The following is a 25,929-nucleotide window of genomic DNA, read 5'->3' on the forward strand; positions in this document are numbered from 1 at the left end:
AAAATAGCTCAATCGAAAATCAAAAGATCGCAGCCTTCGCCAGCTCCTGCAAAAGCCGAGTACGCCGGCAGATCATCGTCGTGCGCGGTCCCGTAGGAGCTGGCGAAGCCTGCGATCTTTTCAAACGCCAGACAGCAAAACGGCGATCCGAAGATCGCCGTTTTCATTCATTCCCCAAACTGTCTTCCCAACCCACCCGGCACGCCATGGATGTCGGTGTCTTCCCATGGCCCGTTCGGGCTGATCGAGCGGCTCCAGCCGTTGTTCCAGCGGTAGTAGGTGCGCTGGCGGTAGAAGGTGTTGGGTTGGTCGTCGAGGACGTAGACGCCCATCTTCGCATCCCAATGGCTGTTGCCCCCCGGTGGCGGGGCGAAGCTGGCGGAGGTGCGCGGCAGCGGCTTGGCGGGTTTGGCTGGGATGCTCGGTTTGCTCGGCGTGGGTGTCGGTGACGGCGTCGGGCGCGGTTGCGACGGAGGAATCGGTGGCAGCCGGTCAGGCTGCTGTGGTTGGACCACACAAGCGCTTAACCCCAAAACCATACTGAGCAGGGTGATACGAGCGATGGCGGTCATGTGGGCGCTTCCTGTTATTTGTCCGGGCTGTCGATAGTCAGTTTTTGTGGCGCGGTGGTGCTGCTGGCCAGGGGCAGGCTGCGACCGATCCATTCGCCGGCAGTCGGTTGGCCGGCGCGGGAGATGCGCGCAACCAGTTGGACTTCAGGGAAGTTCGACAGTTTCAACTGCGGCATCATCGCGTCGGCATCACCCAGTTCGACAGTCGCCGGCAGGTCAGCCACGGTCAAGCGCTTGGCCGCCAATGGCGCCGGAGGACCGGAGGTGGCGCGGGCGAAGATGAACACGCTGTCGCCCGGCTGGACCTTGGCTTTCAGGTCGGCCGCGAGATCAACGCGCACCTTGAGCAACGCGCCTTTGGTGGCCGGCGCTTGGGCCACTTTGCCGCCACTGGCTTCGAGTTTCTCGGTCGCCCGGGCGATCCCGCCTTGCAGGGCGCCACGGGAGTTGTCGTCCGGCGGCAGTTGCGCCAGCAGGCGATTCCAGTAGTCGATGGCGTCCTGAAAACGCTCCGCTTCAAATGCGGCGATACCGAGCAGGCCGAGGCTGGTGACTTCTTTCGGATCGGCCTTCAGCGCTTCGTCGGTCAGGGCCTGGATCTTGTCCGACCACTTCTTGCCGTCGGCGAAGTACTGGGCCTGAGCCCATTGGCCAAGCAGCTCCGGCTGGCGACCGGCAAGGTTCACCGTGCGCTCGAAAATCTTCGCCGCATCGGCCGGACGATCCTGGGCCATGTAGGTGCGACCGAGGAAATACAAGCCTTCCGCCGAATCCGGCTGAGCGGCCACTGCGCGCTCCAGACGACGGGTCATTTCTTCCATCGACTGCGGCGCCTGGGCGAATTCCCGGGTCAGTTCGACCTTGTCGCTGGCCCCAAAATGCAAATAAAGACCCAAGCCCAATACCGGCACCAGAATCGCCGCCAGCAACGGCAACGGTTTGCCCAGTCGCGATACCCGAGGCGCGGCAACACCTTCAGTGTCCGCCAGCAACTCACGGGCCGCTTCGGCGCGACCGGTGTCCATTTGCGCAGCGTTGAGCACGCCCTCTTCCTGCTGAGTCTGCAACTCAGCCACGCGCTCTTGGTACAGCGCGACGTTCAGGGCCGTACGATCCTCTTCGAGCTGGGCACGACGGCCGCGCAGAACGGGGATCAACAGAAAACTCAGGGCAACCAGAAGTAGCAGACCTGCAGCGAGCCAGAAATCAATCATTCTTGGTTTTATCCAACAGGTGGTCGAGGCGCTCACGCTCATCAGAGGAAAGCGTGTCCGGGGTGTCAGCGCGTTGCACGCGACGACGGCGGACGATCACGGCGATCACCACGAAGCCGCCCAGCAACAGGCCGGCAGGGCCGAACCAGAGCACGGCGGTCTTGGCGTTCAGAGCGGGTTTGTAGCGGACGAAATCACCGTAGCGATCGACCATGAAGTCGATGATCTGCTGGTTGTCCTTGCCCTCGCCGAGCATGCGGAAAATCTCTTTGCGCAGGTCGGCGGCAATCGGTGCGTTGGAATCGGCAATGTCCTGATTCTGGCACTTGGGGCAACGCAGTTCCTTGGTCAGCTCGCGAAAACGCTCACGGTCGCCTTCTTTGGCGAACTCGTAGGTGTCGATGGCCGCATGCGCCACGCCGGCCATGCTCAAACCCAATACAGCGGCGGCAATCCAGCGCTTCATGGCTTGGCCTCGTCGACCAGCGCCTGATACTTGGCCGCCAGTTTTTCACGCCAGACTTGTTCATCGATCACGCCGACGTACTTGTCACGGATGATGCCCTTGGCGTCGATGAAGAAAGTCTCCGGAGCGCCGTACACGCCAAGATTCAAACCCAGTGTGCCTTCGTCGTCACGGATGTCCAGTTGATACGGGTTGTGGAATTCCGCCAGCCACTTCAAGGCGTCGGCGTTGACGTCCTTGTAGTTGATGCCGTAGATCACCACGCCCTTCTCCGCCAGTTTGTTCAACACCGGGTGCTCGACCCGGCAGGAAATGCACCAGGTGCCCCAGACGTTGACCAGCGCCGGTTTGCCGAGGATGTCAGCCTTGGTCAAAGTCTTGTCGCCCTGCACCGCGGGCAGGGAAAACTCCGGGAACGGCTTGTCGATCATCGCCGAAGGCAACTCGGCCGGGTCCAGGTACAGCCCGCGATAAAGGAAAACAGCCACCACCAGGAAAATCGCCAGCGGCAACAGCATCAACCAACGTCTCATGCAGTGGCTCCTGTCATGCCGAGTGCTTCACGCACGCGGCTTTTCACCTTGACCCGATAACGGCGATCCAGCGCCGCCAGCAACCCGCCTGCACCTGTGAGCAGGCCGCCGAACCAGATCCAGCGCACGAACGGTTTGACGTGCACACGCACAGCCCAGGCGCCATCGCCCAGCGGTTCGCCGAGGGCGACATAAATGTCGCGGGTGAAACCGGCGTCGATCCCGGCTTCAGTCATCACCGAGTTCTGCACGGTGTAGAGGCGTTTTTCCGGGTGCAGCACGCTGACTTCCTTGCCGTCGCGGATCACGCGGACGGTGCCCTTGTCGGAGGTGAAGTTCGGCCCTTCGAAGTGCTTGGCGCCTTCGAAGATGAAGTGGTAACCGGCCAGGTCCATGGACTCGCCCGGCGCCAGGCGCAAGTCGCGCTCGGCACTGTTCTGGCTCGACAACACGACGCCGAGCGCACACACGGCGATGCCCAGATGCGCGACCTGCATGCCCCAGTAGCTGCGAGTCAGGGTCGGCAGGCCTTTGATCAAACCTTTGTGACGAGTCTTGTCGAGAATGTCGCGCACGCCAGCCAACAACACCCACGCGGCAAGCATGAACGTGGCGATGACGGCCCAGTTGAAATCACCGTAAGCGACGCCGGCCACCACGGCCAACGCAGCGCTGCCGAGGAGTACCGGAGTCAACATGCCCACCAGCCATTTGACCGGGGTATCTTTCCAGCGCACCAGCATGCCGACCGCCATTACCACCATCAGCAACGCCATCAATGGAATGAACAGCGCGTTGAAGTACGGCGGGCCGACCGACAGCTTGGCGCCGGTCATCGCATCGAGGATCAGCGGATACAACGTGCCGAGCAGGATCATCGACGCCGCCACCACCAGCACCAGGTTGTTGCCCAGCAGCAGGGTTTCCCGGGACCAGAGGTTGAAGCCGACATGGCTCTTGACCACCGGCGCACGCAGGGCGAACAGCGTCAGCGAACCACCGACCACAAACAGCAGGAAGATCAGGATGAACACACCGCGCTCAGGATCGGAGGCAAAGGCATGCACCGAAGTCAGCACGCCGGAACGCACCAGGAAGGTCCCGAGCAAGCTCAGCGAGAACGCGGCAATGGCCAGCAACACGGTCCAGCTCTTGAACACGCCACGTTTTTCCGTGACCGCCAACGAGTGAATCAGCGCCGTCCCCACCAGCCAAGGCATGAACGAGGCGTTTTCCACCGGATCCCAGAACCACCAGCCGCCCCAGCCGAGTTCGTAGTAGGCCCACCACGAACCGAGCGTGATGCCGATACCGAGGAACGCCCAGGCGACGATGGTCCACGGACGGGACCAACGCGCCCACGCGGCATCCAGACGACCGCCCAGCAAAGCGGCGATAGCAAACGCAAAGGCCACGGAGAAACCGACGTAACCCATGTACAGCATCGGCGGGTGAACGATCAGGCCGATGTCTTGCAGCAATGGATTGAGGTCGCGACCGTCCGCCGGAATCTGCGGCAGGATCCGCGCGAACGGGTTGGAAGTAAGAATCAGGAACAACAGGAAACCGGTGCTGATCATGCCCATCACCGCCAGTACGCGGGCGAGCATGACTTGCGGCAACTGCCGGGAGAACACCGATACGGCGAAGGTCCAGCCGCCGAGGATCAACGCCCACAGCAGCAACGACCCTTCGTGGGCACCCCACACCGCGCTGAATTTGTAGTACCACGGCAACGCGCTGTTGGAGTTGCTGGCCACATAGGCGACGGAGAAATCGTCGGTCATGAAGGCGTAAGTCAGGCATCCGAAGGCGAACACCAGAAACGCGAACTGCCCCCAGGCCGCGGGTTGAGCCAGGCTCATCCACAAGCGGTCACCGCGCCAGGCCCCCATCAACGGCACGATGGCCTGAACCAGCGCGAAACACAGCGCCAGGATCATCGCCAGTTGGCCCAATTCGGGGATAAACAGTGCAGAGGTCATCGATCAACCCTCCTTGGCTTGGGTAGGTGCCGACTGACCGCTGTCTTTCAGGGCCTTGGTCACTTCGGGCGGCATGTACTTCTCGTCGTGCTTGGCCAGCACTTCGTCGGCCACCACCACGCCCTCGGCGTTGAGTTTGCCCAGGGCCACAATGCCCTGCCCTTCGCGGAACAGGTCCGGAAGAATGCCGCGATAGCTGATGGTCACGGATTTGTTAAAGTCAGTGACGATGAATTTCACATCCAGGGAATCCCCGGAACGTTGCAGCGAACCCTTCTCGACCATGCCGCCAGCGCGGATGCGCGTGTCTTGCGGGGCTTCGCCGCTGGCGATCTGGGTCGGTGTGTAAAACAGATTGATGTTCTGCTGCAGGGCGCTCAGGGCCAGGCCGACGGCAGCGCCGACCCCGACCAGGATCGCGAGAATGATGATAAGACGCTTTTTGCGCAGCGGATTCACTTGCCGTTCTCCCGGCGCAAACGACGCGCCTCTTGTTGCAGATACCGCTTGCGGGCCAGGATCGGCGCCGCCACGTTGAAGGTCAGCACCGCCAGGCAGATGCCATAGGCCGACCAGACATACAGGGCATGATGGCCCATGGCGAGGAAGTCGCCGAATGAAGCAAAACTCATCGAGCAGCCTCCAGACTGTTCTGTACTTCGGCTTTCACCCAGCTGGCCCGGGCTTCGCGCTTGAGCACTTCAAGGCGCATGCGCAACAACAGCACCGCGCCGAAGAAACAGTAGAAACCCAGCACCGTCAGCAGCAGTGGCAGCCACATCTCGGCGGGCATCGCCGGTTTTTCGGTGAGGGTAAACGTCGCGCCCTGGTGCAGGGTGTTCCACCACTCCACCGAGTATTTGATGATCGGGATGTTGATCACGCCGACAATCGCCAATACCGCGCAGGCCTTGGCGGCACTGTCACGATTGCTGATCGCATTGCCCAGCGCAATAAGACCGAAGTACAGGAACAGCAGAATTAGCATGGACGTAAGTCGCGCATCCCAGACCCACCACGAGCCCCAGGTCGGTTTGCCCCAGATCGCCCCGGTGACCAGCGCCACGGCGGTCATCCAGGCACCGATGGGGGCCGCGCATTGCAGGGCGACGTCGGCCAGTTTCATCTTCCAGACCAGCCCGACAATGCCGCACACGGCCAGCATCACGTAGATCGACTGCGCCAGCATGGCGGCGGGAACGTGGATATAGATGATGCGAAAGCTGTTGCCTTGCTGGTAGTCCGGTGGCGCGAAGGCCAGGCCCCACACTACACCAACGCTGATCAGCAGCAACGCCGCGACGCTCAGCCACGGCAGCAGTTTGCCACTGATGCCGTAAAACCATTTGGGTGAGCCGAGCTTATGAAACCAGGTCCAGTTCATTACTGTTTCCATCACGGTTGCTCTTCGCTATGAAGAGCCAAGGGTCTTTACTGATCAAAATTTGACCAGACCTCATTATTCGCCGACGCTGATCTTCAGGCCAGCAGCTATTGCAAAAGGTGTAAGCGTTATCGCCAGGGCGGTCAGGCTACCAAGCCACAAGAGATAACCGGTCGCCGGCATGCCTTGGAGGGCAGCCTGCAAGGCGCCACTGCCGAGAATCAACACCGGGATGTACAGCGGCAGAATCAGCAGCGCCAGCAACAGGCCACCGCGCTTCAATCCGACCGTCAGGGCCGCGCCCACCGCACCGAGCAGGCTCAGCACTGGTGTACCCAGCAATAAAGAAAGCAGCAACACCGGCAGACAGGCGGCAGGCAAACCGAGCATCAACGCCAGCAGTGGCGCGAGCAAAACCAGTGCCAGGCCGGAGAAGGCCCAGTGTGCCAGTACCTTGGCCAAAACCAGAAGAGCCAGGGGGTGCGGCGAAAGGACCCACTGTTCAAGTGATCCATCCTCGAAATCACTGCGGAAGAGCCCGTCCAGCGAGAGCAGGACCGATAAAAGGGCTGCCACCCAGACCAGTCCCGGAGACAAGGTTTGCAACAATTGAGACTCGGGGCCGACCGCCAACGGAAACAGCGACACCACGATGGCGAAGAATACCAACGGATTGGCCAGCTCTGCCGGACGGCGGAACAGCAAGCGCGCTTCTCGGGCGACCAACAGGCCGAAAACACTCATACGGCCCAGTTCCCCAGATCAATGTCGCGATAACCGGCCGGTGTACGGCTCAGGGTATGGTGAGTGGTCAGGATCACCATGCCGCCGCGCTCACAGTGGCCGGCCAAGTGTTCTTCTAGTTGCGCCACGCCCTGTTTATCGAGCGCGGTGAAGGGTTCGTCGAGGATCCACAGTGGCGGGCTGTCGAGGTAAAGACGCGCCAGGGCCACCCGGCGTTGCTGGCCGGCGGACAAGGTGTGGCAGGGAACATCCTCGAAACCGCGCAGCCCGACCGCCGCCAGCGCCTGCCAGATCGCCTCGTGGCTCGCCGGTTGGTGCAAGGCGCAGAGCCAGCTGAGGTTTTCCTCGGGCGTCAGCAAGTCCTTGATCCCGGCGGCATGGCCGATCCACAACAGATTGCGCGCCAGTTCGCTGCGTTGTTCGTTCAGCGGCTGGCCGTTGAGCAGCACTTGACCGGCGGTCGGTTGCATCAATCCGGACAGCAGGCGCAGCAAACTGGTCTTGCCGCTGCCGTTGGGCCCGCTGATCTGCACCATTTCGCCACTGGACAGTCTCAATTCGAGATTTTCGAAGAGCAGCCGAAGGTCTCGCTCACAGGCGAGGTCGACGGTTTGCAGGACTGGACTGGTCAAGAGATCACGGGCCTTTTCGTTTCAAATCGGCGTTTCAAGTCGACGGATCAAGTCGGCAGTGGCGCGGCCGCTAAAGAGATGCAGCATAGATGCATCGGCGGCCGGTTTTAGAGAGCTGCGTCAAAACAATTGCAATGTTTTCACCGCTCCCTGAAAGACGGGCGGCATTATACATGCCATGCCTTACTCTAAAGAGCGCATTTTCCGAAGGTTGTGACCGCGTATGACAGGCGAAATGAACATCCTCCCAGTGCCTCAGACCGTGCCGGCGAACACGCGCCCGGTGGTGGTCAGTGGCGACTTGCTCAAGCTGCTGACGCCGATGGAGGGCTTGATCAGTGCTGGTCAGACCGCCAACGCTGAAGTGCTGTCGCTGAAACAGGCGGACCAGACCTTTCAACTGTTGCTCAAGGTCACCGTCGACGGCGGCCGCCAGACCACGGTCCAGGCCACCAGCCTGCAACCGCTGCCCACCGGCACCAATGTGGTGATCACCCAGCCGTCGGCCAGCAACCTGGCGATCACGGTGCAACAGGCGATCGCCTCCAACGTGGCCGTCCTCACCCGCCTCGACACTGCGCAACTGCCGGTCGGCACCTTGCTGCAAGGCAAAGTGCTGACGTCCCAGGTGTTGCCGCAGACGCCGGGCCAGCCCACGGTTTTTCGTTCAATGGTGAGCCTGCTCAACACCGCACTGAGCGGCACCACCCTGACCATCGACAGCCCGCAACCGCTGCGCATTGGCACGCTATTAAGCGCATTGGTGCAAGACACGCAGACTTTGAAATTCCTGCCGCTGAGCAATCGCCAGGACCAGTTGGCGGTGTCGCAGCAGCTGACCACCCAGCAGAGCCGCCAGGGTTCGCTGGACGGCTTGCTCAGCGCCTTGCAGAACCTGCCGCAGACCGACGAGACCTCCGCCGACCTGCAAGCCGCCGTGAACAAACTGCTCGCCGGGCTGCCGGACATGCAGCAACTGAGTACGCCCAAAGGCCTGGCTCTGGCGCTGGCCAACAGTGGCATGTTCCTCGAAGCGAAACTGCTGACCGGCCAGACCCCGGCACTGGCCCCGGACATGAAAGCCGACCTGCTCAAGCTGATCGCGCAATTGACCCCGCCTAACACCAATCTCGGCGCCGTCATCGCCGCCAACACCTTGGCTCAGGCGATGCCAAGCTTCGTGCGCAGCGCACTCGGCATGCTCGGCCAGGTCAGCGCCAAACCGCTGCCGACCCATTTCCCGCTGCCCGATCGGCTGTTGCAAAGCCAGGATGGTGAAGGCGATCTGGAGCATTTGTTGCGCCTGGCAGCCGCTGCCGTTTCACGCCTGCAAAGCCATCAACTGTCGAGCCTGGAACAAACCGGCGTCACCGACGATGGACGGCTGATGAGCACCTGGCAGCTGGAAATTCCGATGCGTAATCTGCAAGACATCGTGCCGTTGCAGGTCAAGTTCCAGCGCGAAGAAGCGCCGGAAAAAGAACAGCAAAATGAACGCCGTGAAGAGCGGGAGCCGAAACAGCAACTGTGGCGGGTTGAACTGGCGTTCGACATGGAGCCGTTGGGCCCGCTGCAGGTTCAGGCGCAGTTGATCCAGGGCAGTCTGTCCAGTCAGCTGTGGGCCGAACGCCCGTACACCGCGAGCCTGATCGAAAGCAACCTGGCGGCCCTGCGCGAACGCTTGCTGGCCTCGGGCTTGAACGTCGGCGATCTGGATTGCCACCTCGGCACACCTCCCCAAGGCGCACAAACCCGCCTCGAACAACGCTGGGTCGACGAAACCGCATGAGAAACCCCACCCCCCCACGCCAGGCCATCGCCCTCAAATACGACGGCAGCCACGCCCCGACCCTCACCGCCAAGGGCGACGAAGAACTGGCTGAAGCGATTTTGAAAATTGCTCGCGAATGCGAAGTGCCGATCTATGAGAATCCGGAGCTGGTGCGGCTGCTGGCGAAGATGGAACTGGGGGACAGTATTCCCGAAGAGTTGTATCGCACGATTGCCGAGATTATTGCGTTTGCGTGGAATTTGAAGGGGAAATTCCCGCAGGGGCAGGATCCGGATGCGCCGATGGTGGAGAAGGATGTTACCGAGCGCGGCGACGACTATTGATCTGATCGTTCCCACGCTCTGCGTGGGAATGCAGCCCGTGACGCTCTGCGTCACCGTTCAAGAGCGGAACGCGGAGCGTCCCAAGAGGCATTCCCATGCAGAGCGTGGGAATGATCTCAACGCAAAAAAAGATCGCTGCCGAAGGCTGCGATCTTTTGATCTTTCAGTTCTTGTGCATCTTGCTCATCAACTCTGCCTCAGCCTGGGTCAGGCCGCACGACTGAGTCAGTTCATCGACGCTCGCCCCCATGCCCACCAGTCGCGCCGCTTGGGCGAACGACAGGCTCGAGGGGTCACGCTGTTCCAGCTGGGCCAGTTTGTCCGGTAACGGGCTGACCACCGCGCGCAGTTCGTGCAGGTCTTCACCCATGCGCACGTTGCCGCTCTGGTAGTTGTCGACGCGCTTGGCCAGGTCCTTGATGCGCTGATCGCGCAGCGCATCGCCCTCGGCCTGTTGCGCCGCGATCACGCGCTGGCTGCGGATGTACGCCAGGAACATGGCCAGCGTGCCTGCCCAGAACAGGAACAGGACAATGACTGCAACCTCAAGAATCAATCAGATGTTCTCCAGATCCGACCATTCTTCTTCGCTCATCATCTTGTCGAGTTCGACCAGGATCAGCAGTTCGTTGTTCTTGTTGCACACGCCTTGAATGAACTTGGCGGACTCTTCGTTACCGACGTTTGGCGCGGTCTCGATTTCCGACTGACGCAGGTAAACCACTTCGGCCACGCTGTCGACCATGATCCCGACCACTTGCTTGTCGGCTTCGATGATGACGATACGGGTGTTGTCGCTGATCTCGGCGTTCATCAGGCCGAAGCGCTGACGGGTGTCGATCACGGTGACCACGTTACCGCGCAGGTTGATGATGCCCAGCACGTAGCTCGGGGCACCCGGTACCGGGGCGATTTCGGTGTAACGAAGGACTTCCTGAACGCGCATCACGTTGATGCCGTAGGTTTCATTGTCCAGCTTGAAGGTTACCCATTGCAGGATCGGATCTTCAGAACCTTTTGCATTCGTCGCTTGATTACTCATACCCTGACCCCTCGAAAAACCGCTTCTGGCGGTGTGTGTTCTGTTGGCGGCATTCAACAATGCCGTCGCATACTTGTTATGTCGGCAGCTATGTCGGTTTGTGTAGCGGCTTACTGCCGCCCATGTGCTTGGCCCCGCCACTGGCGATCAACTCGGCCAGGGCGGAAACGTCCAGCAGCGCACACATGTGCTCAATCACCGTGCCGGCGAGCCATGGCCGCTGACCTCGGTGACTTCTCCATTTGATTTCGTTCGGGTTCAGGCGCAACGAGCGGCTGACCTGATGCACCGCCAGCCCCCACTCATAGCCCTGCACCGAAATAACGTATTGCAGACCCTGGCGGAAGTCATCGCGATAGCGATCCGGCATGACCCAGCGCGCGGTATCCAGCACTTTCAGGTTGCCGGCCTGGCTCGGCAAAATCCCGAGGAACCATTCCGGCTGACCGAACAACGGCGTCAGCTCGTGGCCGGCCAGGGAATATATCGAGCCCAGGCACACCAGCGGCACGGCCAGGGTCAGCCCGGCAACGTCGAACAACAGACATTCGAACGGCTCCGCGGCCCAGGACGGACGGCCATCGGTCTCCACCGGTGGCGGCGTGTTGCTTGGCGGCAGGTGGACTTCAACCACCGGCGGTACCAAGGCTTGCAGCAGCGGTGCGATGGTCGAGACCGGCGCCAGGATCGGGGCCGGGGCTTCGATCACGGTGACCGGCGCTTTCTCAACCACTGGCGCAACCACCGGCGCGGCGACGGCAGCCGTCGGGCGCGCATCACGCGCCTGTTCCTCGAGCACGGCCAACTGGAACTCGTCCAGCGCCGCTTCCACCTCGACCGCTTCGACAACCTCAATAACTTCAGCCACCGCCTCGACTTCCGGCGGCAACTCTTCAGTCGCCTCCATCAGCAAGCTGTCCAGATAAGACTGGAGCGCCAGTTGCGGACGCGAAGTGACCTTCACCGGCCGGATCATGCGAACACCTGTGCAGGAGCGAGGCTTGCCCGCGAAGAACGATAACGCGGTTTACCTGTGAAAACCGTGGTGCGGCTATCGCGGGCAAGCCTTGCTCCTACAGAGATTGTGTTCATCTCAGGCCACCGCCGGAACGAGTTGTGCGGCCAGCAGGTGCTTGAGCAGCGCGCGATAGGCGAGAACGCCACGGCTCTTGCCGTCGAACTGCGAAGGCGTGACCCCGGCCCGGCTCGCATCACGCATACGCGTGTCCACCGGGATGTAGCCTTGCCAGATTTCTTCCGGGTACTTGTCGCGCAATACGCGCAAGGTCCCGAGGGACGCCTGGGTGCGGCGGTCGAACAAGGTCGGGACGATGCTGAACGGCAACGCCTGTTTGCGCGAGCGGTTGATCATCGCCAGGGTGTTGACCATCCGCTCCAGGCCTTTGACGGCCAGGTGCTCGGTCTGTACCGGGATCACCAACTGCTGGCTCGCGGCCAGGGCGTTGACCATCAACACACCGAGCAACGGCGGGCTGTCGATCACGGCGTAATCGAAGTCTTGCCACAATTGCGCCAGACTCTTGGCGATCACCAGACCCAAACCACTCTGGCCCGGCGACTGTCGTTCAAGGGTCGCCAGCGCGGTGCTCGACGGCAACAGGGAAATATTCTCGTGACTGGTGGGCATCAGCAACTGACCGGGCAAGCCTTGCGGCACGCTGCCCTTGTGCAGGAACAGGTCGTAGCAGCTGTGTTCCAGGGTGTCGGGGTCGTAGCCGAAATAGCTGGTCATCGAGCCGTGCGGGTCAAGATCGACAATAACCACGCGCTTGCCCGCCTCGGCCAGCAACCCGGCTAAAGCGATAGAGGAAGTGGTTTTACCAACACCACCCTTTTGATTGGCAACTGCCCAGACTCTCATTCGGATTGTTCCTCCCGGTCGATCAGGCCGACCGAGAAATAGCTCAACGTATTAATGCGGGTGACGGAGAATTGACGGCGCTCTCTCGTCCCGGCGACTTGACCGGGGTCGGTGCAGTTTGTGTGCCAGCACGCTTCAACGCGGCATCCGGTTTTGCATTAGCGGTTCCGGTGCCCGTGAGGCTGCGACGTACATCGAGATTTCGTGAAACCACCAGCACCACCCGCCGATTACGCGCCCGGCCTTCCGCCGTGGCGTTATTGGCCACGGGCTGGAATTCACCGTAGCCCACCGACGCCAGGCGACCGGGGTTTACACCCTGCATCGCCAGCATGCGCACGATGCTCGCCGAACGGGCGGAGGACAGTTCCCAGTTGGTCGGGTACTGCGCGGTGCGGATCGGTTGATCGTCGGTAAAACCTTCAACGTGGATCGGGTTGTCGAACGGTTTGAGGATCGCCGCGACCTTGTCGATGATGCTGAAGGCGATGTCGCTGGGCATGGCATCGCCGCTGCCGAACAACAGGCTGGAGTTGAGTTCGATCTCGACCCACAACTCGTTACCGCGAATGGTCATCTGGTTGGAACTGATCAAATCACCGAATGCGGCGCTGATGTCATCGGCGATGCTTTTCAGCGGATCGCTGGCGCCGGAGATACCGGCGTCGATCTGCTCGGCATCCTTGACCAGCGGCTTGGCCGGGGTCACGGTCACCGGGCGCTCTTCGCCAATCGGGATCGGCTTGAGGGCACGATCCGAATCGGTAAACACGCCGATCAACGCTTCCGAGATGACCTTGTACTTGCCTTCGTTGATCGAAGAGATCGAATACATGACCACGAAGAACGCAAACAGCAGAGTGATGAAGTCCGCGTAGGACACCAACCAGCGTTCGTGATTAACGTGTTCTTCAGGTTGGCGACGACGTGCCATGGTCCATGTCTCCCATCAATCCATGAAGCCCTGAAGCTTCAACTCAATAGAGCGAGGGTTTTCACCTTCGGCGATCGACAGAATCCCTTCCAACAACATTTCGCGATAACGCGACTGACGCAACGCGATGGACTTGAGCTTGGCCGCTACCGGCAACAACACCAGGTTGGCACTGGCCACGCCGTAGATCGTCGCGACGAAAGCCACGGCAATCCCGCTGCCCAGTTGCGACGGATCGGCAAGGTTGCCCATCACGTGAATCAGGCCCATCACCGCACCGATGATGCCGATGGTCGGCGCGTAGCCGCCCATGCTTTCGAAGACTTTGGCGGCTTCGATGTCGCGGCTTTCCTGGGTGTAGAAATCCACTTCGAGGATACTGCGAATCGCTTCCGGCTCGGCGCCGTCGACCAGCAGTTGCAGGCCTTTGCGCGAGTAGTTGTCCGGTTCGGCGTCGGCCACCCCTTCCAGACCGAGCAGGCCTTCCTTGCGGGCCGTCAGGCTCCAGTTCACTACGCGATCAATGCCACCGGCCAGATCCACACGCGGTGGAAACAGGATCCAGGCAAGGATCTGCATGGAGCGCTTGAACGCGCTCATCGGCGATTGCAACAGCGCCGCACCGACGGTCCCACCAATCACGATCAACGCCGCCGGGCCATTGGCCAGAGCGCCGAGGTGACCGCCTTCAAGGTAGTTGCCGCCAATGATGGCAACGAACGCCAGGATGATCCCGATCAGGCTGAGTACATCCATCAGATACAGGCCTCAACCAAGTGTTTGCCAATGTCGTCGAGACTGTAAATCGCGTCGGCGAGGTCGGCTTTGACGATGGCCATCGGCATGCCGTAGATCACGCAGCTGGCTTCATCCTGGGCCCAGATCGCGCTGCCGCCCTGCTTGAGCAGACGCGCGCCTTCGCGACCGTCGGCGCCCATGCCGGTCAAGACCACCGCCAGAACTTTGTCACCGTAGGACTTGGCCGCCGAACCGAAGGTGATGTCCACGCACGGCTTGTAGTTCAGACGCTCGTCGCCTGGCAGGATTTTCACCGCGCCACGGCCATCGATCATCATTTGCTTGCCACCCGGTGCCAGCAGCGCCAGGCCCGGACGCAGGATGTCGCCATCCTCGGCTTCCTTGACGTTGATGCGGCACAGCTTGTCCAGGCGTTCGGCGAAGGCCTTGGTGAAGGCTGCCGGCATGTGCTGGATCAACACGATCGGCGCCGGGAAGTTGGCCGGCAATTGGGTCAATACCCGTTGCAGGGCAACCGGGCCGCCGGTGGACGTACCGATGGCCACCAGTTTGTAGGCTTTGCGTTTTGGCGCGGGCGACGATGGACCGGCAGACGCTGGCGCACGGGTCGGCAAAGGTGCCGGTGCCGGACGCGCAGGCGCGCTGCTGCCATAGCTGCTGACGCTCGAAGGCGCTGGCGTCGGTGCAGGTGCAGCCACCGGGGCTGGAGCCGTGTAGGTGTTGGCGCGACGGTTACTGCGCGAAATGCTCAGGATCTTTTCGCACAGCAGTTGCTTGACCTTCTCCGGGTTGCGGGAGATGTCTTCGAAATTCTTCGGCAGGAAATCCACCGCACCGGCGTCCAGCGCATCCAGGGTGACCCGGGCGCCTTCGTGCGTCAGCGAGGAGAACATCAAGACCGGGGTCGGGCAGCGCTGCATGATGTGCCGCACCGCCGTGATGCCATCCATCATCGGCATCTCGTAGTCCATGGTGATCACGTCTGGCTTGAGGGCCAGCGCCTGATCGATCGCCTCTTTTCCGTTGGTTGCCGTACCGACAACCTGGATGTTCGGATCCGCTGAAAGAATTTCCGAGACGCGGCGGCGGAAAAACCCCGAATCGTCCACCACCAGGACTTTGACTACCATAAACACTCCGTTAGACGCCGCGGGGCGTTGTCGCCCCGCTGCGGCAGAATCAAATACGCCGTGCGGCGTAACGCTTGAGCATGCTCGGGACATCGAGAATCAGCGCGATGCGGCCGTCACCGGTGATGGTGGCGCCGGACATGCCTGGGGTTCCCTGGAGCATTTTGCCCAATGGCTTGATGACCACTTCTTCCTGGCCCACCAGTTGATCGACGACAAAGCCGATCCGCTGGGTGCCCACCGAAAGGATCACCACATGGCCCTCGCGCTGCTCTTCGTGAGCGGCGGAGCTGACCAGCCAGCGCTTGAGGTAGAACAAGGGCAGTGCCTTGTCCCGCACGATCACCACTTCCTGACCGTCGACGACGTTGGTGCGCGACAGGTCGAGGTGGAAGATCTCGTTGACGTTCACCAGCGGGAACGCAAAGGCCTGGTTGCCGAGCATGACCATCAGCGTCGGCATGATCGCCAGGGTCAATGGCACCTTGATGACGATCTTCGAGCCTTTGCCCTTGGTCGAGTAGATATTGATGGTGCCGTTGAGCTGGGCGATCTTGGTTTTCACCACGTCCATGCCCACGCCACGACCCGACACGTCGGAGATCTCGGTTTTGGTCGAGAAACCCGGTGCGAAGATCAGGTTGAAGCAATCCGACTCGCTGAGACGGTCTGCCGCATCCTTGTCCATCAAGCCTTTCTTGACCGCGATCCCGCGCAGGACATCAGCGTCCATGCCCTTGCCGTCATCGGAGATGGACAGCAGGATGTGGTCGCCTTCCTGTTCGGCGGACAGAATCACCTTGCCGCTGCGTGGCTTGCCCATCGCTTCGCGTTCGGCCGGTTCCTCGATACCGTGGTCGACCGAGTTGCGCACCAAGTGGACCAGCGGGTCGGCCAGGGCCTCGACGAGGTTCTTGTCGAGGTCGGTTTCTTCGCCGACCAACTCCAGGTTGATCTCTTTCTTGAGCTGGCGAGCCAGGTCGCGAACCAGACGCGGGAAGCGCCCGAAGACCTTCTTGATCGGTTGCATCCGGGTCTTCATGACCGCGGTTTGCAGGTCGGCCGTGACCACGTCGAGGTTCGACACAGCCTTGGACATGGCTTCGTCGCCGCTGTTGAGGCCCAGACGGACCAAGCGGTTACGCACCAGTACCAGTTCGCCGACCATGTTCATGATTTCGTCGAGACGCGCGGTATCAACCCGCACGGTGGTCTCGGCTTCACTCGCCGGTTTTTCCGGTGGCGGCGCGGACGCTGCACGGGCCGGGGCCGGCGCGGCTACAGCTTTCGGCGCTTCGGCTTTAGGCTCGGGCGCTTTGGCGACAGGTTTCGGCGCAGGCGCCGGAGCCTTGGCAACAGGAGCAGTGACGACTGCGCCGGTGCCGACTTCAGTGAACTTGCCTTTACCGTGCAATTCATCGAGCAGCGATTCGAACTCGTGATCGGAGATCAGATCGCCGCCGGCCGCTTTAGCGGTGGGCGCAGCCGGGGCTGGCGCCGAGGCAATGGCGGTTTCCAGCGCATCGACGGCAAAGTTGCCCTTGCCGTGCAGTTGATCGAGCAGTGCTTCGAATTCGTCGTCGGTGATGTCCGAGCTGTCGCCGGCCGCTTTCGGGGCCTTGGCTGCCGGTGCAGCCGGAGCTGCGGCTACGGCATCGACCGCGAACTGACCTTTACCGTGCAGCTGATCGAGCAACGACTCGAACTCGGCGTCGGTGATTTCGTCGCTGGCCGCGGCATTGCTGCTCGGCACTGGCGCAGCGGCGGGAGCTTCGGCCTGGGCCTTGACGGCGTTCAGCGAGTCCAGCAGTTGTTCGAATTCGTTATCGGTAATGTCGCCCGACTCGCTTTCGGCGGCCGGTTCTTCCACCACGTCGGCAACCGGGGCGGCGTCGGCGGATTGTGGCTCGGCCAGACGGGCCAAGGCTTCAAGCAATTCTGGAGTGGCAGCCGTGATCGGGCTGCGTTCGCGGACTTCGGTGAACATGCCGTTCACCGCATCCAGCGCTTCGAGAACCACGTCCATCAGTTCCGAGTCGACGCGTCGTTCACCCTTGCGCAGGATGTCGAACACGTTCTCGGCGATGTGACAGCACTCCACCAGCTCATTGAGCTGGAGGAAGCCGGCGCCCCCTTTTACAGTGTGAAAACCGCGAAAAATTGCATTGAGCAAGTCCGCATCATCCGGTCGGCTTTCCAGCTCGACCAGTTGCTCGGACAGTTGCTCTAGAATCTCGCCGGCCTCAACCAGGAAATCCTGAAGGATCTCTTCATCGGCGCCGAAGCTCATTAAGGGGGTGCTCCTACAGGTCTAAAAACCCAAAAAACCTAAAATTTTAAAACTCTAAAATCCCAGGCTGGATAACAAATCGTCCACATCGTCCTGACCGGACACAACGTCTTCTCTTTTATCGGCATGAATCTGCGGACCTTCACCCTGAGAGAGATGTTTTTGCGGATCTTTTTCAGCCAGCATCGCTTCACGGTCATGTTCGATACCCGCAAAGCGGTCTACCTGGCTGGCCATGAGCACGAGCTTGAGCAGGTTGCTTTCAACTTCGGTGACCAATTGGGTCACGCGCTTGATCACTTGACCGGTGAGGTCCTGGTAATCCTGAGCCAGCAGAATGTCGTTGAGGTTGCTCGACACCACGCGATTGTCTTCGCTGCTGCGTGTCAGAAAACCGTCGACCCGCCGCGCCAGCTCGCGAAACTCTTCAGCCCCGACTTCGCGACGCATGAACCGTCCCCAGTCGGTGCTCAAGGCCTGGGCTTCCTGGCTCAGGCCATTGACCAGCGGCGTGGCGTTTTCCACCAGGTCCATGGTGCGGTTGGCGGCGGCCTCGGTCAGCTTGACCACATACCCCAGACGCTCGGTCGCATCCGTGATCTGCGAAACTTCCTCGGCTTGCGGCATGTTCGGGTCAATCTGGAAATTGACGATCGCGCTATGCAGCTCGCGAGTGAGCTTGCCCACTTCCTGATACAGGCCGCGGTCACGGGTCTGATTGAGCTCATGGATCAGTTGCACAGCGTCGCCGAACCTGCCTTTTTCAAGGCTTTCGACCAGTTCGACCGCGTGTTTTTTCAGGGTCGACTCAAAATCGCCCTGTGAAGATTCGTTATGCTCCATAGCTCCCCCGTGGCGCAGTTGCTCAACCGATGCGTTCGAAAATCTTCTCGATTTTTTCTTTCAACGCCTGGGCCGTGAAGGGTTTGACCACATAGCCGTTAACACCGGCCTGGGCCGCTTCGATGATCTGTTCGCGCTTGGCTTCAGCGGTCACCATCAGCACTGGCAAGTGCTTGAGTTTTTCATCGGCGCGCACGTGGCGCAGCAGGTCGATGCCGGTCATGCCTGGCATGTTCCAGTCTGTTACCAGAAAGTCGATGCTGCCGCTGTTGAGCACCGGAATGGCAGTGGTGCCATCGTCAGCCTCGACCGTGTTGGTGAACCCAAGGTCACGCAACAGGTTTTTAATGATCCGCCGCATCGTTGAGAAGTCATCAACGATGAGGATTTTCATGTTCTTGTCCAATTCGACCTCCAAGCAGTCTTAAACGCGCCCAGCACCTGGACGCGCCATTTCAATCAATCCGGCAAAGCACTCAAATGACTGTCTGGAGCACAACAGATCGAGACCGCTGCAGTTCAACACCACACCAGCCTCGTTCGCAGTGTCCCCACACTGCCTTCAGCGCGCTCGCCACTCCCCCAAACGCCCCCGCAAACGGGCCGCGCACTGGCTGTGTAACTGGCTGACACGGGATTCGCTGACACCCAGGACCTCACCGATTTCCTTGAGGTTCAGCTCTTCGTCGTAGTACAGCGCCAACACCAGTCGCTCACGCTCCGGCAAATTGGCAATCGCGTCCGCCAAGGCGGCCTGGAAACGTTCGTCTTCCAGATCGCGCGACGGCTCCAGATGAGCACTGGCGCCATCCTCGTGCAGCCCTTCGTGTTCGCCGTCCTGCAACAGGTCGTCGAAACTGAACAGGCGGCTGCCCAAGGTATCGTTCAAAATCCCGTAATAATCGTCGAGACTCAATTGGAGTTCGGCCGCAACTTCGTGATCTTTAGCATCACGGCCGGTTTTAGCTTCAATCGAGCGAATTGCGTCGCTGACCATGCGGGTATTGCGGTGGACCGAACGTGGTGCCCAGTCCCCCTTGCGTACTTCATCGAGCATCGCGCCACGGATTCGAATGCCCGCGTACGTTTCGAAACTCGCGCCTTTGCTGGCGTCGTATTTGGTCGACACTTCAAGCAGGCCAATCATCCCGGCCTGGATCAGGTCTTCCACCTGGACACTGGCCGGCAGACGCGCCAGCAAGTGGTAAGCAATGCGTTTGACCAGTGGCGCGTAACGCTCGATCAGCTCGTATTGCGCATCACGTGCCGACTTCTTGTAGAGGTTGTAGCCACTGGCTGTCATAGGACGGGTCCTGCGGTCTGTTGCACGAGACGCTCGACGAAAAATTCCAGGTGCCCGCGCGGGTTGGCCGGCAGCGGCCAGGTGTCGACTTTCTGTGCAATCGCCTTGAACGCCAGGGCGCACTTGGAGCGCGGGAAGGCTTCGTAGACGGCACGCTGCTTCTGCACGGCCTTGCGCACGCTTTCGTCGTAAGGCACCGCGCCGACGTATTGTAAGGCGACGTCAAGGAAGCGGTCCGTGACCTTGGTCAACTTGGCGAACAGGTTGCGACCTTCTTGCGGGCTCTGGGCCATGTTGGCCAGGACGCGGAAGCGGTTCATGCCGTAGTCGCGGTTGAGCAATTTGATCAGAGCGTAGGCGTCGGTGATGGAGGTCGGCTCGTCGCAGACCACCAGCAACACTTCTTGCGCGGCGCGGACAAAACTGACTACGGAGTCACCAATACCCGCAGCCGTGTCGATCACCAATACGTCGAGGTTGTCGCCGATATCGCTGAAGGCCTGGATCAGGCCGGCATGCTGGGCCGGGCTCAGATGAACCATGCTCTGGGTGCCGGACGCGGCCGGGACGATGCGAATGCCGCCCGGGCCTTGCAACAGAACGTCGCGCAGCTCGCAGCGGCCTTCGATCACATCGGCCAGGGTACGTTTGGGCGTCAGTCCCAGCAGAACGTCGACGTTCGCCAGACCCAGATCGGCGTCCAGCAGCATGACGCGTCGGCCAAGCTCTGCTAGAGCCAGGGACAAGTTCACTGACACGTTAGTCTTCCCGACGCCACCTTTGCCGCCGGTCACCGCGATCACCTGTACGGGATGCATGCTGCCCATGTTATTTCTTTACCTTGTCTTGCATAGACGGAGGCCACATTACTGGCTGCGCGTTCATCAACTGAACAATGCATGGCAGACCATCGATGTAGGTACAAAAACTGTTCATTAGTACCTCAGCCAACCTGCTTGGTCGGGCTGTGGTAAATATCAGCGAACATGTCAGCCATGGCTTCCTCGCTGGGTTCTTCCTGCATTTGCACGCTCACCGCGCGACTGACCAACTGGTGACGCCGCGGCAGATGCAGATCATCTGGAATGCGCGGGCCATCGGTGAGGTAAGCCACCGGCAATTCATGACTGATGGCCAGGCTCAACACCTCGCCCAGACTCGCCGTTTCATCCAGTTTAGTCAGGATGCAGCCGGCCAGCCCACACCGCTTGTAACTGTGATAAGCAGCGGTTAGAACCTGTTTCTGGCTGGTGGTTGCCAGGACCAGATAATTTTTCGATTTGATCCCGCGACCGGCCAGGCTTTCGAGCTGCATGCGCAGTGCCGGGTCGCTGGCTTGCAGGCCTGCGGTATCGATCAGGATCACACGCTTGCGCAGCAACGGATCCAGCGCTTGCACCAGGGACTGGCCCGGATCGACGTGGGTCACCGACACATTGAGAATGCGGCCCAGCGTCTTGAGTTGTTCCTGGGCGCCGATGCGGTAGCTGTCCATGCTCACCAGCGCGATGCTCTGCGCGCCGTACTTGAGCACATAACGGGCCGCAAGCTTGGCCAGGGTGGTGGTCTTGCCCATGCCGGCAGGGCCGACCATGGCAATCACGCCGCCCTCTTCCAGTGGCTCGACTTCCGGTGTGGCGATCATCCGCGCCAGGTGCGCCAGCAACATGCGCCAGGCCTGACGAGGTTCTTCAATATCGGTAATCAGCGCCAGCAGGTCGCGGGACAACGGGCCGGACAAGCCGATGCGTTGCAGGCGACGCCACAGGTTGGCCTGGGCCGGACGGCTGCCTTGCAGCTGGTTCCAGGCCAGGGAGCCGAGTTGCACTTCCATCAGTTCGCGCAGGCTGTTGAGCTCGAAGCGCATCGAATCGAAAGCGCGCGGGTCAACACCGCCAGACGCTGGCGCCGAGGCTGGTGCGGCACGCCGAGGCTGTTCGTAAGTCGGTTCGATCAGCGGCTCGGCAGCGGTCAATGGCAGGCCGGCGAACAACTGGCGATTGGTGGTCTTGTCGCCATCGGTCTCGCCTTCGCCGCGCAGGCTCAGCTCGGCCTGGGCCGTGACGATGCGCGACTGGGTCTTGCGCAGCTCATCCTCGAGTTCGATGTTCGGAACGCGCGGGGCCAGCGCCGACAATTTGTAATCCAGGGCAGCCGTCAGCTCGACACCACCGGCGATCCGGCGGTTGCCGATAATGGCCGCATCAGCGCCCAGCTCATCACGAACCAGTTTCATGGCCTGACGCATATCGGCGGCGAAAAAACGCTTAACTTGCATAAACCACTACCTCAGCCGTTGGGCCCTACTGTCGCAACGATGGTCACTTGCTTGTTGTCAGGAATTTCCTGATACGCCAACACGTGCAAACCCGGGACTGCCAGCCTGCCGAATCGCGACAACATCGCGCGAACCGGACCGGCCACCAGCAGAATCACCGGTTGACCTTGCATCTCTTGACGCTGTGCCGCATCGATCAACGAACGCTGCAGTTTCTCTGCCATGCTTGGCTCCAGCAGAACGCCCTCTTCCGAGCCTTGTCCTGCCTTCTGAAGACTATTGAGCAATATCTGTTCCAACCTTGGCTCCAAGGTGATAACTGGCAGCTCCGACTCAGTCCCTACAATGCTTTGGACGATTGCGCGGCTTACGCCGACGCGCACCGCTGCCACCAGCGCGGCAGTATCTTGACTCTTGGCGGCATTGTTGGCGATGGCCTCGGCGATGCTACGAATGTCGCGAACCGGCACTTGTTCGGCGAGCAGCGCCTGCAAAACCTTGAGCAGTTGCGACAGCGACACCACGCCCGGCACCAGCTCTTCTGCCAGTTTCGGCGAGCTTTTGGCCAGCAATTGCATGAGTTGCTGCACTTCTTCGTGGCCAATCAGCTCGCTGGAGTGCTTGTACAAAATCTGGTTCAAGTGGGTTGCCACTACCGTACTGGCATCGACCACGGTGTAACCGAGGGACTGTGCCTGGGCACGCTGGCTGATTTCGATCCAGACCGCCTCCAGGCCAAAAGCCGGATCTTTGGCGGTAATGCCGTTGAGCGTGCCGTAGACCTGCCCGGGGTTGATCGCCAGTTCGCGATCCGGGTAAATCTCCGCTTCGGCGAGGATCACGCCCATAAGGGTCAGGCGATAGGCGCTTGGCGCCAGATCAAGGTTGTCACGAATGTGCACAGTCGGCATCAGGAAGCCCAGGTCCTGGGACAGCTTCTTGCGCACGCCCTTGATCCGCGCCAGCAACTGACCACCCTGGTTGCGATCCACCAGCGGAATAAGGCGATAGCCCACTTCCAGGCCGATCATGTCGATCGGGGTCACGTCGTCCCAGCCCAGTTCCTTGGTTTCCTGGGCGCGGGCCGGCGAAGGCAGCAGCTCTTGCTGGCGCTGAACCTCTTGCAGGGCCTGCACCTTCACCACGTTCTGCTTCTTCCAGAACAGGTAAGCGCCACCGGCCGCCAGGGCCGCCATGCTGAGAAAAGAGAAGTGCGGCATGCCGGGCACCAGGCCCATCACCGCCATCAGGCCTGCCGCTACTGCCAACGCTTTGGGCGAGGCGAACATCTGGCGACCGATCTGCTTGCCCATGTCTTCCGAGCCCGAAGCACGGGTCACCATGATCGCCGCCGCTGTCGATAACAACAGTGATGGCAATTGCGCCACCAAACCGTCACCAATGGTCAACAACGCGTAAACCCGGCCAGCGTCGCCAAAGGTCATGCCGTGCTGGAAGATACCGACCGCCATGCCGCCGATCAGGTTGATGAACAGAATCAGCAGGCCGGCGATGGCATCACCGCGCACGAATTTGCTGGCACCGTCCATGGAACCGTAGAACTCGGCTTCCTGGGCGACTTCCATGCGACGCAGCTTGGCCTGGTTTTGATCGATCAGGCCGGCGTTCAAGTCGGCGTCGATGGCCATCTGCTTGCCGGGCATGGCGTCGAGGGTGAAACGTGCGCTCACCTCGGAAATCCGCCCGGCGCCCTTGGTCACCACGACGAAGTTGATGATCATCAAAATCGCGAAAACCACGATACCGACCACGTAGTTACCGCCGATCACCACCTCACCGAACGCCTGGATCACCTTACCGGCGGCGGCATGCCCTTCCTGACCGTGGAGCATTACCACTCGCGTGGACGCCACGTTCAGCGCCAGGCGCATCAGTGTCGCCACCAGCAAAATCGTGGGGAACACCGCAAAATCCAGCGGCCGCAAGGCGTAGACGCAGACCAGCAACACGACGATGGACAAGGCGATGTTGAACGTGAAGAACACGTCCAGCAGGAACGGCGGCACCGGCAACATCATCATGGCCAGCATGACCAGCAGCAACAGCGGCACACCCAGATTGCCCCGACTCAAGTCGGCGACGTTTGTGCGAGCACTGTTGATTAACTGAGAGCGATCCACCGGTTTTCCCCGTTCCTTTAAAGCAAACTTTTGACGCCTGAAGCAGACGCAGAGCGGCTACTGCAAGAAGCCTTCCAACTTTTACCGGGGTGGGGATGATCGTTCCTACGCAACCAGCCCGGGACGCTCCGCGCCCCATCCAGAGCCGAACGCGGAGCGTCCGTAGAGGCATTCCCACGCAGAGCGAGGGAACGATCTTAAACAGTGGTGTTTAAGCGAAATCTCCAGACACTTACTCGCCCTACACATTCTTGCGCCGCAGCCTACGCCTGCGCCAGAATCCGCCGGCTTGTGCGCCTGAGGGCCGGGTTTTATCGTTTCCGGGTCGCTGAAAATCAGTGATCGGGTTGGTAGCCCGGGATTAGGTCGCAAAGCACTATCCTTTGCTGAGACTGTTCGCCTCGGTTTTATGGTGGTCATGCGCAGGTGCCTTCGGGCGGCCGTTCCTAATCCCGGTCTACCAACCTGCGTGTGGCCGCCACCCTTCGCCTGGTAGCGAAGGTGACGGCTCGTTTTAATGGATTAGGAGTTTCATCTATGTTCAAACCAACACCGAACCCACCAGAAACCGACGACACCTCAATCGACCGGCAAAAACTCCAGGAAGCCGCCGACCGCGCCCTCGACGACTACATCAATCTGACCGCCCGCCTGAACGCCAGCGAGCGAAAACCCAGCACGATGTTCATGGTCGCTCCGGACAATAAAACCGAAAGTTTGCTCGCCCACGCCAGTGAGTCTCTGGCCTCAGCCAGCGTCATGGCCAACGATTTTGCAACAGGACTGAAAGGCTCGCAGCGCAGCACGGTGCTGGGGATCATCCAGAACATCATGCTCGGCGAACTGGCGGTGAATCGCGCGCTGGACAACCTCGACCCGCAGGACTAACGAAAACCCTCTGTGTGCGAGCCTGCTCGCGAAGAGGCCATCAGTTTCAACATCCATGTTGACTGACACACCGCTTTCGCGAGCAAACCCGCCCCCACAGGTTCAGGCCAGGACAATTACCCCGCCGTCAGAATCTGCCCAGGCAATATTTCGCCAAAACCGAGTTCCCGACCTTTCATGTAGCGCGTGCCCCTGAACAGTTGCAGGCCTTCAACCTCAACAAAATCCTCGTGGGCGTGCATAAGCACCACTTTTGTTTCGGGTGCCACGTCAGTCTGCAATCGATGGCCTTGCAGCAGATTGAGCGCCCATTGAAAACGAATGATCGGCAGGTCGGCGATTTCAATCTGCCTATTTTCGTCCTCCCATCGAAAGCTCGTCTGCGCGGTAATTCGCAACTTCCCGTCTATCAATGCGAAGTCGGGCTTGGCATAACACTGTTCCAGCCCGCCGCTTGACCACTGGTCCATGTAGTAATCGGAAGGTGTGAAGACGCCAAACAATGCCTTGCTGCTATCAATGCTCCCTGCCTCGCTGAAAAAATAGTTATAGGAGTAGTGATAGGCCAACCCGTCAAGTTCCGGTCGAATGGCATTGATCGGACTGTCCAGATAACCCGGTATATACACATTTGCCATCTGCACAAAGTGGGTGAAGTCGAGGCTCATATCGAAGGTGACCGAGTAGCTGATGGTTCGCTCACCGTTATTTCTCTTGAGCTCTCCCTCAACGAACGTCAGCTCCATCCCTTGCAGTTTTCTGTATTCGCGAACGGTCATGACCGACCTCCTCTC

Annotated in this window: 29 protein-coding genes; 3 read left to right on the top strand and 26 right to left on the bottom strand. The window is 60.5% G+C overall.

Annotated elements, in window-relative coordinates; genetic code table 11:
• Positions 1-8: 8 nt before the first annotated feature.
• The 11 genes from HKK53_RS12025 to ccmA all read right to left on the bottom strand — a co-directional run bounded on the left by HKK53_RS12025 (position 9) and on the right by ccmA (position 7,530).
• Positions 9-167 carry a hypothetical protein gene (locus HKK53_RS12025; RefSeq protein WP_169370995.1) on the bottom strand — a complete coding sequence of 53 codons (159 nt, stop codon included), beginning with the start codon at positions 165-167 and terminating at the stop codon, positions 9-11.
• Entirely contained in the window at positions 168-572 is a 405-nt protein-coding gene (locus tag HKK53_RS12030) for a hypothetical protein (protein WP_169370996.1), read from the bottom strand.
• A gap of 14 nt (positions 573-586) precedes the next feature.
• A complete protein-coding gene (ccmI, locus tag HKK53_RS12035) occupies positions 587-1,786 on the bottom strand; it encodes a c-type cytochrome biogenesis protein CcmI (RefSeq protein ID WP_169370997.1) in 1,200 nt (399 codons plus the stop codon).
• Positions 1,779-2,252, bottom strand: coding sequence for a cytochrome c-type biogenesis protein (locus HKK53_RS12040; RefSeq protein ID WP_169370998.1), 474 nt, complete (start codon positions 2,250-2,252; stop codon positions 1,779-1,781). Before HKK53_RS12040 ends, ccmI begins: the two co-directional genes overlap by 8 nt.
• Positions 2,249-2,785, bottom strand: a complete 537-nt coding sequence (locus HKK53_RS12045; RefSeq protein ID WP_169370999.1) for a DsbE family thiol:disulfide interchange protein — start codon at positions 2,783-2,785, stop codon at positions 2,249-2,251. Before HKK53_RS12045 ends, HKK53_RS12040 begins: the two co-directional genes overlap by 4 nt.
• Positions 2,782-4,770, bottom strand: a complete 1,989-nt coding sequence (locus tag HKK53_RS12050) for a heme lyase CcmF/NrfE family subunit (protein WP_169371000.1) — start codon at positions 4,768-4,770, stop codon at positions 2,782-2,784. The genes HKK53_RS12045 and HKK53_RS12050 overlap by 4 nt, the downstream gene beginning before the upstream one ends.
• 3 nt (positions 4,771-4,773) lie before the next feature.
• The gene (gene ccmE, locus HKK53_RS12055) at positions 4,774-5,229 is read right to left on the bottom strand and encodes a cytochrome c maturation protein CcmE (RefSeq protein ID WP_169371001.1); all 456 of its coding nucleotides are present in this window, start codon (positions 5,227-5,229) and stop codon (positions 4,774-4,776) included.
• A complete protein-coding gene (gene ccmD, locus HKK53_RS12060; RefSeq protein ID WP_169371002.1) occupies positions 5,226-5,402 on the bottom strand; it encodes a heme exporter protein CcmD in 177 nt (58 codons plus the stop codon). The genes ccmE and ccmD overlap by 4 nt, the downstream gene beginning before the upstream one ends.
• Entirely contained in the window at positions 5,399-6,154 is a 756-nt protein-coding gene (locus HKK53_RS12065) for a heme ABC transporter permease (RefSeq protein WP_111451896.1), read from the bottom strand. Before HKK53_RS12065 ends, ccmD begins: the two co-directional genes overlap by 4 nt.
• Positions 6,155-6,229: 75 nt before the next feature.
• Positions 6,230-6,898: a heme exporter protein CcmB gene (gene ccmB, locus HKK53_RS12070; RefSeq protein WP_007980754.1), complete on the bottom strand. Its 669-nt coding sequence runs from the start codon at positions 6,896-6,898 to the stop codon at positions 6,230-6,232.
• Positions 6,895-7,530, bottom strand: a complete 636-nt coding sequence (gene ccmA / locus HKK53_RS12075; protein ID WP_149657004.1) for a cytochrome c biogenesis heme-transporting ATPase CcmA — start codon at positions 7,528-7,530, stop codon at positions 6,895-6,897. The genes ccmB and ccmA overlap by 4 nt, the downstream gene beginning before the upstream one ends.
• Before the next feature lie 223 nt (positions 7,531-7,753).
• On the opposite strand from ccmA, the gene fliK reads away from it, so the two are divergent.
• Together fliK and HKK53_RS12085 are read left to right on the top strand one after the other, a co-directional pair.
• Complete coding sequence (gene fliK, locus HKK53_RS12080; protein ID WP_169371003.1) at positions 7,754-9,319, top strand: flagellar hook-length control protein FliK; 1,566 nt, start codon at positions 7,754-7,756, stop codon at positions 9,317-9,319.
• Entirely contained in the window at positions 9,316-9,645 is a 330-nt protein-coding gene (locus tag HKK53_RS12085; protein ID WP_169371004.1) for an EscU/YscU/HrcU family type III secretion system export apparatus switch protein, read from the top strand. The genes fliK and HKK53_RS12085 overlap by 4 nt, the downstream gene beginning before the upstream one ends.
• Positions 9,646-9,808: 163 nt before the next feature.
• Here HKK53_RS12085 and HKK53_RS12090 read toward each other — a convergent pair whose 3' ends face one another.
• The 14 genes from HKK53_RS12090 to flhA all read right to left on the bottom strand — a co-directional run bounded on the left by HKK53_RS12090 (position 9,809) and on the right by flhA (position 24,247).
• Positions 9,809-10,201 (bottom strand): DUF2802 domain-containing protein, encoded by a 393-nt coding sequence (locus HKK53_RS12090; RefSeq protein WP_169371005.1) that lies wholly within the window; start codon positions 10,199-10,201, stop codon positions 9,809-9,811.
• Positions 10,202-10,687: a chemotaxis protein CheW gene (locus tag HKK53_RS12095; RefSeq protein WP_008155806.1), complete on the bottom strand. Its 486-nt coding sequence runs from the start codon at positions 10,685-10,687 to the stop codon at positions 10,202-10,204. It lies immediately after the preceding gene.
• 88 nt (positions 10,688-10,775) lie between these two features.
• The gene (locus tag HKK53_RS12100) at positions 10,776-11,663 is read right to left on the bottom strand and encodes a CheW domain-containing protein (protein WP_169371006.1); all 888 of its coding nucleotides are present in this window, start codon (positions 11,661-11,663) and stop codon (positions 10,776-10,778) included.
• A 117-nt stretch (positions 11,664-11,780) separates the two neighbouring features.
• Positions 11,781-12,569, bottom strand: a complete 789-nt coding sequence (locus HKK53_RS12105) for a ParA family protein (protein WP_133839117.1) — start codon at positions 12,567-12,569, stop codon at positions 11,781-11,783.
• 43 nt (positions 12,570-12,612) lie between these two features.
• The gene (gene motD, locus HKK53_RS12110) at positions 12,613-13,503 is read right to left on the bottom strand and encodes a flagellar motor protein MotD (RefSeq protein ID WP_169371007.1); all 891 of its coding nucleotides are present in this window, start codon (positions 13,501-13,503) and stop codon (positions 12,613-12,615) included.
• A gap of 15 nt (positions 13,504-13,518) precedes the next feature.
• Positions 13,519-14,259, bottom strand: coding sequence for a flagellar motor protein (locus HKK53_RS12115; RefSeq protein WP_169371008.1), 741 nt, complete (start codon positions 14,257-14,259; stop codon positions 13,519-13,521).
• Entirely contained in the window at positions 14,259-15,392 is a 1,134-nt protein-coding gene (locus HKK53_RS12120; RefSeq protein WP_149657010.1) for a protein-glutamate methylesterase/protein-glutamine glutaminase, read from the bottom strand. Before HKK53_RS12120 ends, HKK53_RS12115 begins: the two co-directional genes overlap by 1 nt.
• A 49-nt stretch (positions 15,393-15,441) precedes the next feature.
• On the bottom strand, positions 15,442-17,682 hold the full coding sequence (locus tag HKK53_RS12125; RefSeq protein ID WP_169371009.1) for a chemotaxis protein CheA: 2,241 nt from the start codon (positions 17,680-17,682) through the stop codon (positions 15,442-15,444).
• A 54-nt stretch (positions 17,683-17,736) separates the two neighbouring features.
• A complete protein-coding gene (locus HKK53_RS12130) occupies positions 17,737-18,525 on the bottom strand; it encodes a protein phosphatase CheZ (protein ID WP_123509151.1) in 789 nt (262 codons plus the stop codon).
• Positions 18,526-18,547: 22 nt separating this feature from the next.
• Positions 18,548-18,919, bottom strand: coding sequence for a chemotaxis response regulator CheY (locus tag HKK53_RS12135; RefSeq protein ID WP_003183998.1), 372 nt, complete (start codon positions 18,917-18,919; stop codon positions 18,548-18,550).
• Between the two features lie 168 nt (positions 18,920-19,087).
• Complete coding sequence (gene fliA / locus HKK53_RS12140) at positions 19,088-19,828, bottom strand: RNA polymerase sigma factor FliA (RefSeq protein WP_007894214.1); 741 nt, start codon at positions 19,826-19,828, stop codon at positions 19,088-19,090.
• A complete protein-coding gene (fleN, locus tag HKK53_RS12145) occupies positions 19,825-20,655 on the bottom strand; it encodes a flagellar synthesis regulator FleN (RefSeq protein ID WP_003222917.1) in 831 nt (276 codons plus the stop codon). The genes fliA and fleN overlap by 4 nt, the downstream gene beginning before the upstream one ends.
• A gap of 116 nt (positions 20,656-20,771) precedes the next feature.
• Entirely contained in the window at positions 20,772-22,106 is a 1,335-nt protein-coding gene (gene flhF, locus HKK53_RS12150; protein ID WP_169371010.1) for a flagellar biosynthesis protein FlhF, read from the bottom strand.
• Between the two features lie 11 nt (positions 22,107-22,117).
• A complete protein-coding gene (flhA, locus tag HKK53_RS12155; protein WP_169371011.1) occupies positions 22,118-24,247 on the bottom strand; it encodes a flagellar biosynthesis protein FlhA in 2,130 nt (709 codons plus the stop codon).
• Positions 24,248-24,784: 537 nt separating this feature from the next.
• On the opposite strand from flhA, the gene HKK53_RS12160 reads away from it, so the two are divergent.
• Positions 24,785-25,135, top strand: a complete 351-nt coding sequence (locus HKK53_RS12160; RefSeq protein WP_169371012.1) for a DUF6124 family protein — start codon at positions 24,785-24,787, stop codon at positions 25,133-25,135.
• Between the two features lie 116 nt (positions 25,136-25,251).
• Here the strand turns inward: HKK53_RS12160 and HKK53_RS12165 are convergent, their stop codons facing one another.
• Positions 25,252-25,914 (bottom strand): hypothetical protein, encoded by a 663-nt coding sequence (locus HKK53_RS12165; RefSeq protein ID WP_169371013.1) that lies wholly within the window; start codon positions 25,912-25,914, stop codon positions 25,252-25,254.
• Between the last annotated feature and the right edge of the window lie 15 nt (positions 25,915-25,929).

Origin of the sequence: Pseudomonas sp. ADAK7, assembly GCF_012935675.1 — a bacterium.
Classification (GTDB): Bacteria; Pseudomonadota; Gammaproteobacteria; order Pseudomonadales; family Pseudomonadaceae; genus Aquipseudomonas.

Coding starts and splice junctions, on each gene's coding strand:
- HKK53_RS12025 (WP_169370995.1), bottom strand. CDS start 167: ATGAAAACGGCGATCTTCGGATCGCCGTTTTGCTGTCTGGCGTTTGAA.
- HKK53_RS12030 (WP_169370996.1), bottom strand. CDS start 572: ATGACCGCCATCGCTCGTATCACCCTGCTCAGTATGGTTTTGGGGTTA.
- ccmI (WP_169370997.1), bottom strand. CDS start 1,786: ATGATTGATTTCTGGCTCGCTGCAGGTCTGCTACTTCTGGTTGCCCTG.
- HKK53_RS12040 (WP_169370998.1), bottom strand. CDS start 2,252: ATGAAGCGCTGGATTGCCGCCGCTGTATTGGGTTTGAGCATGGCCGGC.
- HKK53_RS12045 (WP_169370999.1), bottom strand. CDS start 2,785: ATGAGACGTTGGTTGATGCTGTTGCCGCTGGCGATTTTCCTGGTGGTG.
- HKK53_RS12050 (WP_169371000.1), bottom strand. CDS start 4,770: ATGACCTCTGCACTGTTTATCCCCGAATTGGGCCAACTGGCGATGATC.
- ccmD (WP_169371002.1), bottom strand. CDS start 5,402: ATGAGTTTTGCTTCATTCGGCGACTTCCTCGCCATGGGCCATCATGCC.
- HKK53_RS12065 (WP_111451896.1), bottom strand. CDS start 6,154: ATGAACTGGACCTGGTTTCATAAGCTCGGCTCACCCAAATGGTTTTAC.
- ccmB (WP_007980754.1), bottom strand. CDS start 6,898: ATGAGTGTTTTCGGCCTGTTGGTCGCCCGAGAAGCGCGCTTGCTGTTC.
- fliK (WP_169371003.1), top strand. CDS start 7,754: ATGACAGGCGAAATGAACATCCTCCCAGTGCCTCAGACCGTGCCGGCG.
- HKK53_RS12085 (WP_169371004.1), top strand. CDS start 9,316: ATGAGAAACCCCACCCCCCCACGCCAGGCCATCGCCCTCAAATACGAC.
- HKK53_RS12095 (WP_008155806.1), bottom strand. CDS start 10,687: ATGAGTAATCAAGCGACGAATGCAAAAGGTTCTGAAGATCCGATCCTG.
- HKK53_RS12100 (WP_169371006.1), bottom strand. CDS start 11,663: ATGATCCGGCCGGTGAAGGTCACTTCGCGTCCGCAACTGGCGCTCCAG.
- HKK53_RS12105 (WP_133839117.1), bottom strand. CDS start 12,569: ATGAGAGTCTGGGCAGTTGCCAATCAAAAGGGTGGTGTTGGTAAAACC.
- motD (WP_169371007.1), bottom strand. CDS start 13,503: ATGGCACGTCGTCGCCAACCTGAAGAACACGTTAATCACGAACGCTGG.
- HKK53_RS12115 (WP_169371008.1), bottom strand. CDS start 14,259: ATGGATGTACTCAGCCTGATCGGGATCATCCTGGCGTTCGTTGCCATC.
- HKK53_RS12120 (WP_149657010.1), bottom strand. CDS start 15,392: ATGGTAGTCAAAGTCCTGGTGGTGGACGATTCGGGGTTTTTCCGCCGC.
- HKK53_RS12125 (WP_169371009.1), bottom strand. CDS start 17,682: ATGAGCTTCGGCGCCGATGAAGAGATCCTTCAGGATTTCCTGGTTGAG.
- HKK53_RS12130 (WP_123509151.1), bottom strand. CDS start 18,525: ATGGAGCATAACGAATCTTCACAGGGCGATTTTGAGTCGACCCTGAAA.
- HKK53_RS12135 (WP_003183998.1), bottom strand. CDS start 18,919: ATGAAAATCCTCATCGTTGATGACTTCTCAACGATGCGGCGGATCATT.
- fliA (WP_007894214.1), bottom strand. CDS start 19,828: ATGACAGCCAGTGGCTACAACCTCTACAAGAAGTCGGCACGTGATGCG.
- fleN (WP_003222917.1), bottom strand. CDS start 20,655: ATGGGCAGCATGCATCCCGTACAGGTGATCGCGGTGACCGGCGGCAAA.
- flhF (WP_169371010.1), bottom strand. CDS start 22,106: ATGCAAGTTAAGCGTTTTTTCGCCGCCGATATGCGTCAGGCCATGAAA.
- HKK53_RS12160 (WP_169371012.1), top strand. CDS start 24,785: ATGTTCAAACCAACACCGAACCCACCAGAAACCGACGACACCTCAATC.
- HKK53_RS12165 (WP_169371013.1), bottom strand. CDS start 25,914: ATGACCGTTCGCGAATACAGAAAACTGCAAGGGATGGAGCTGACGTTC.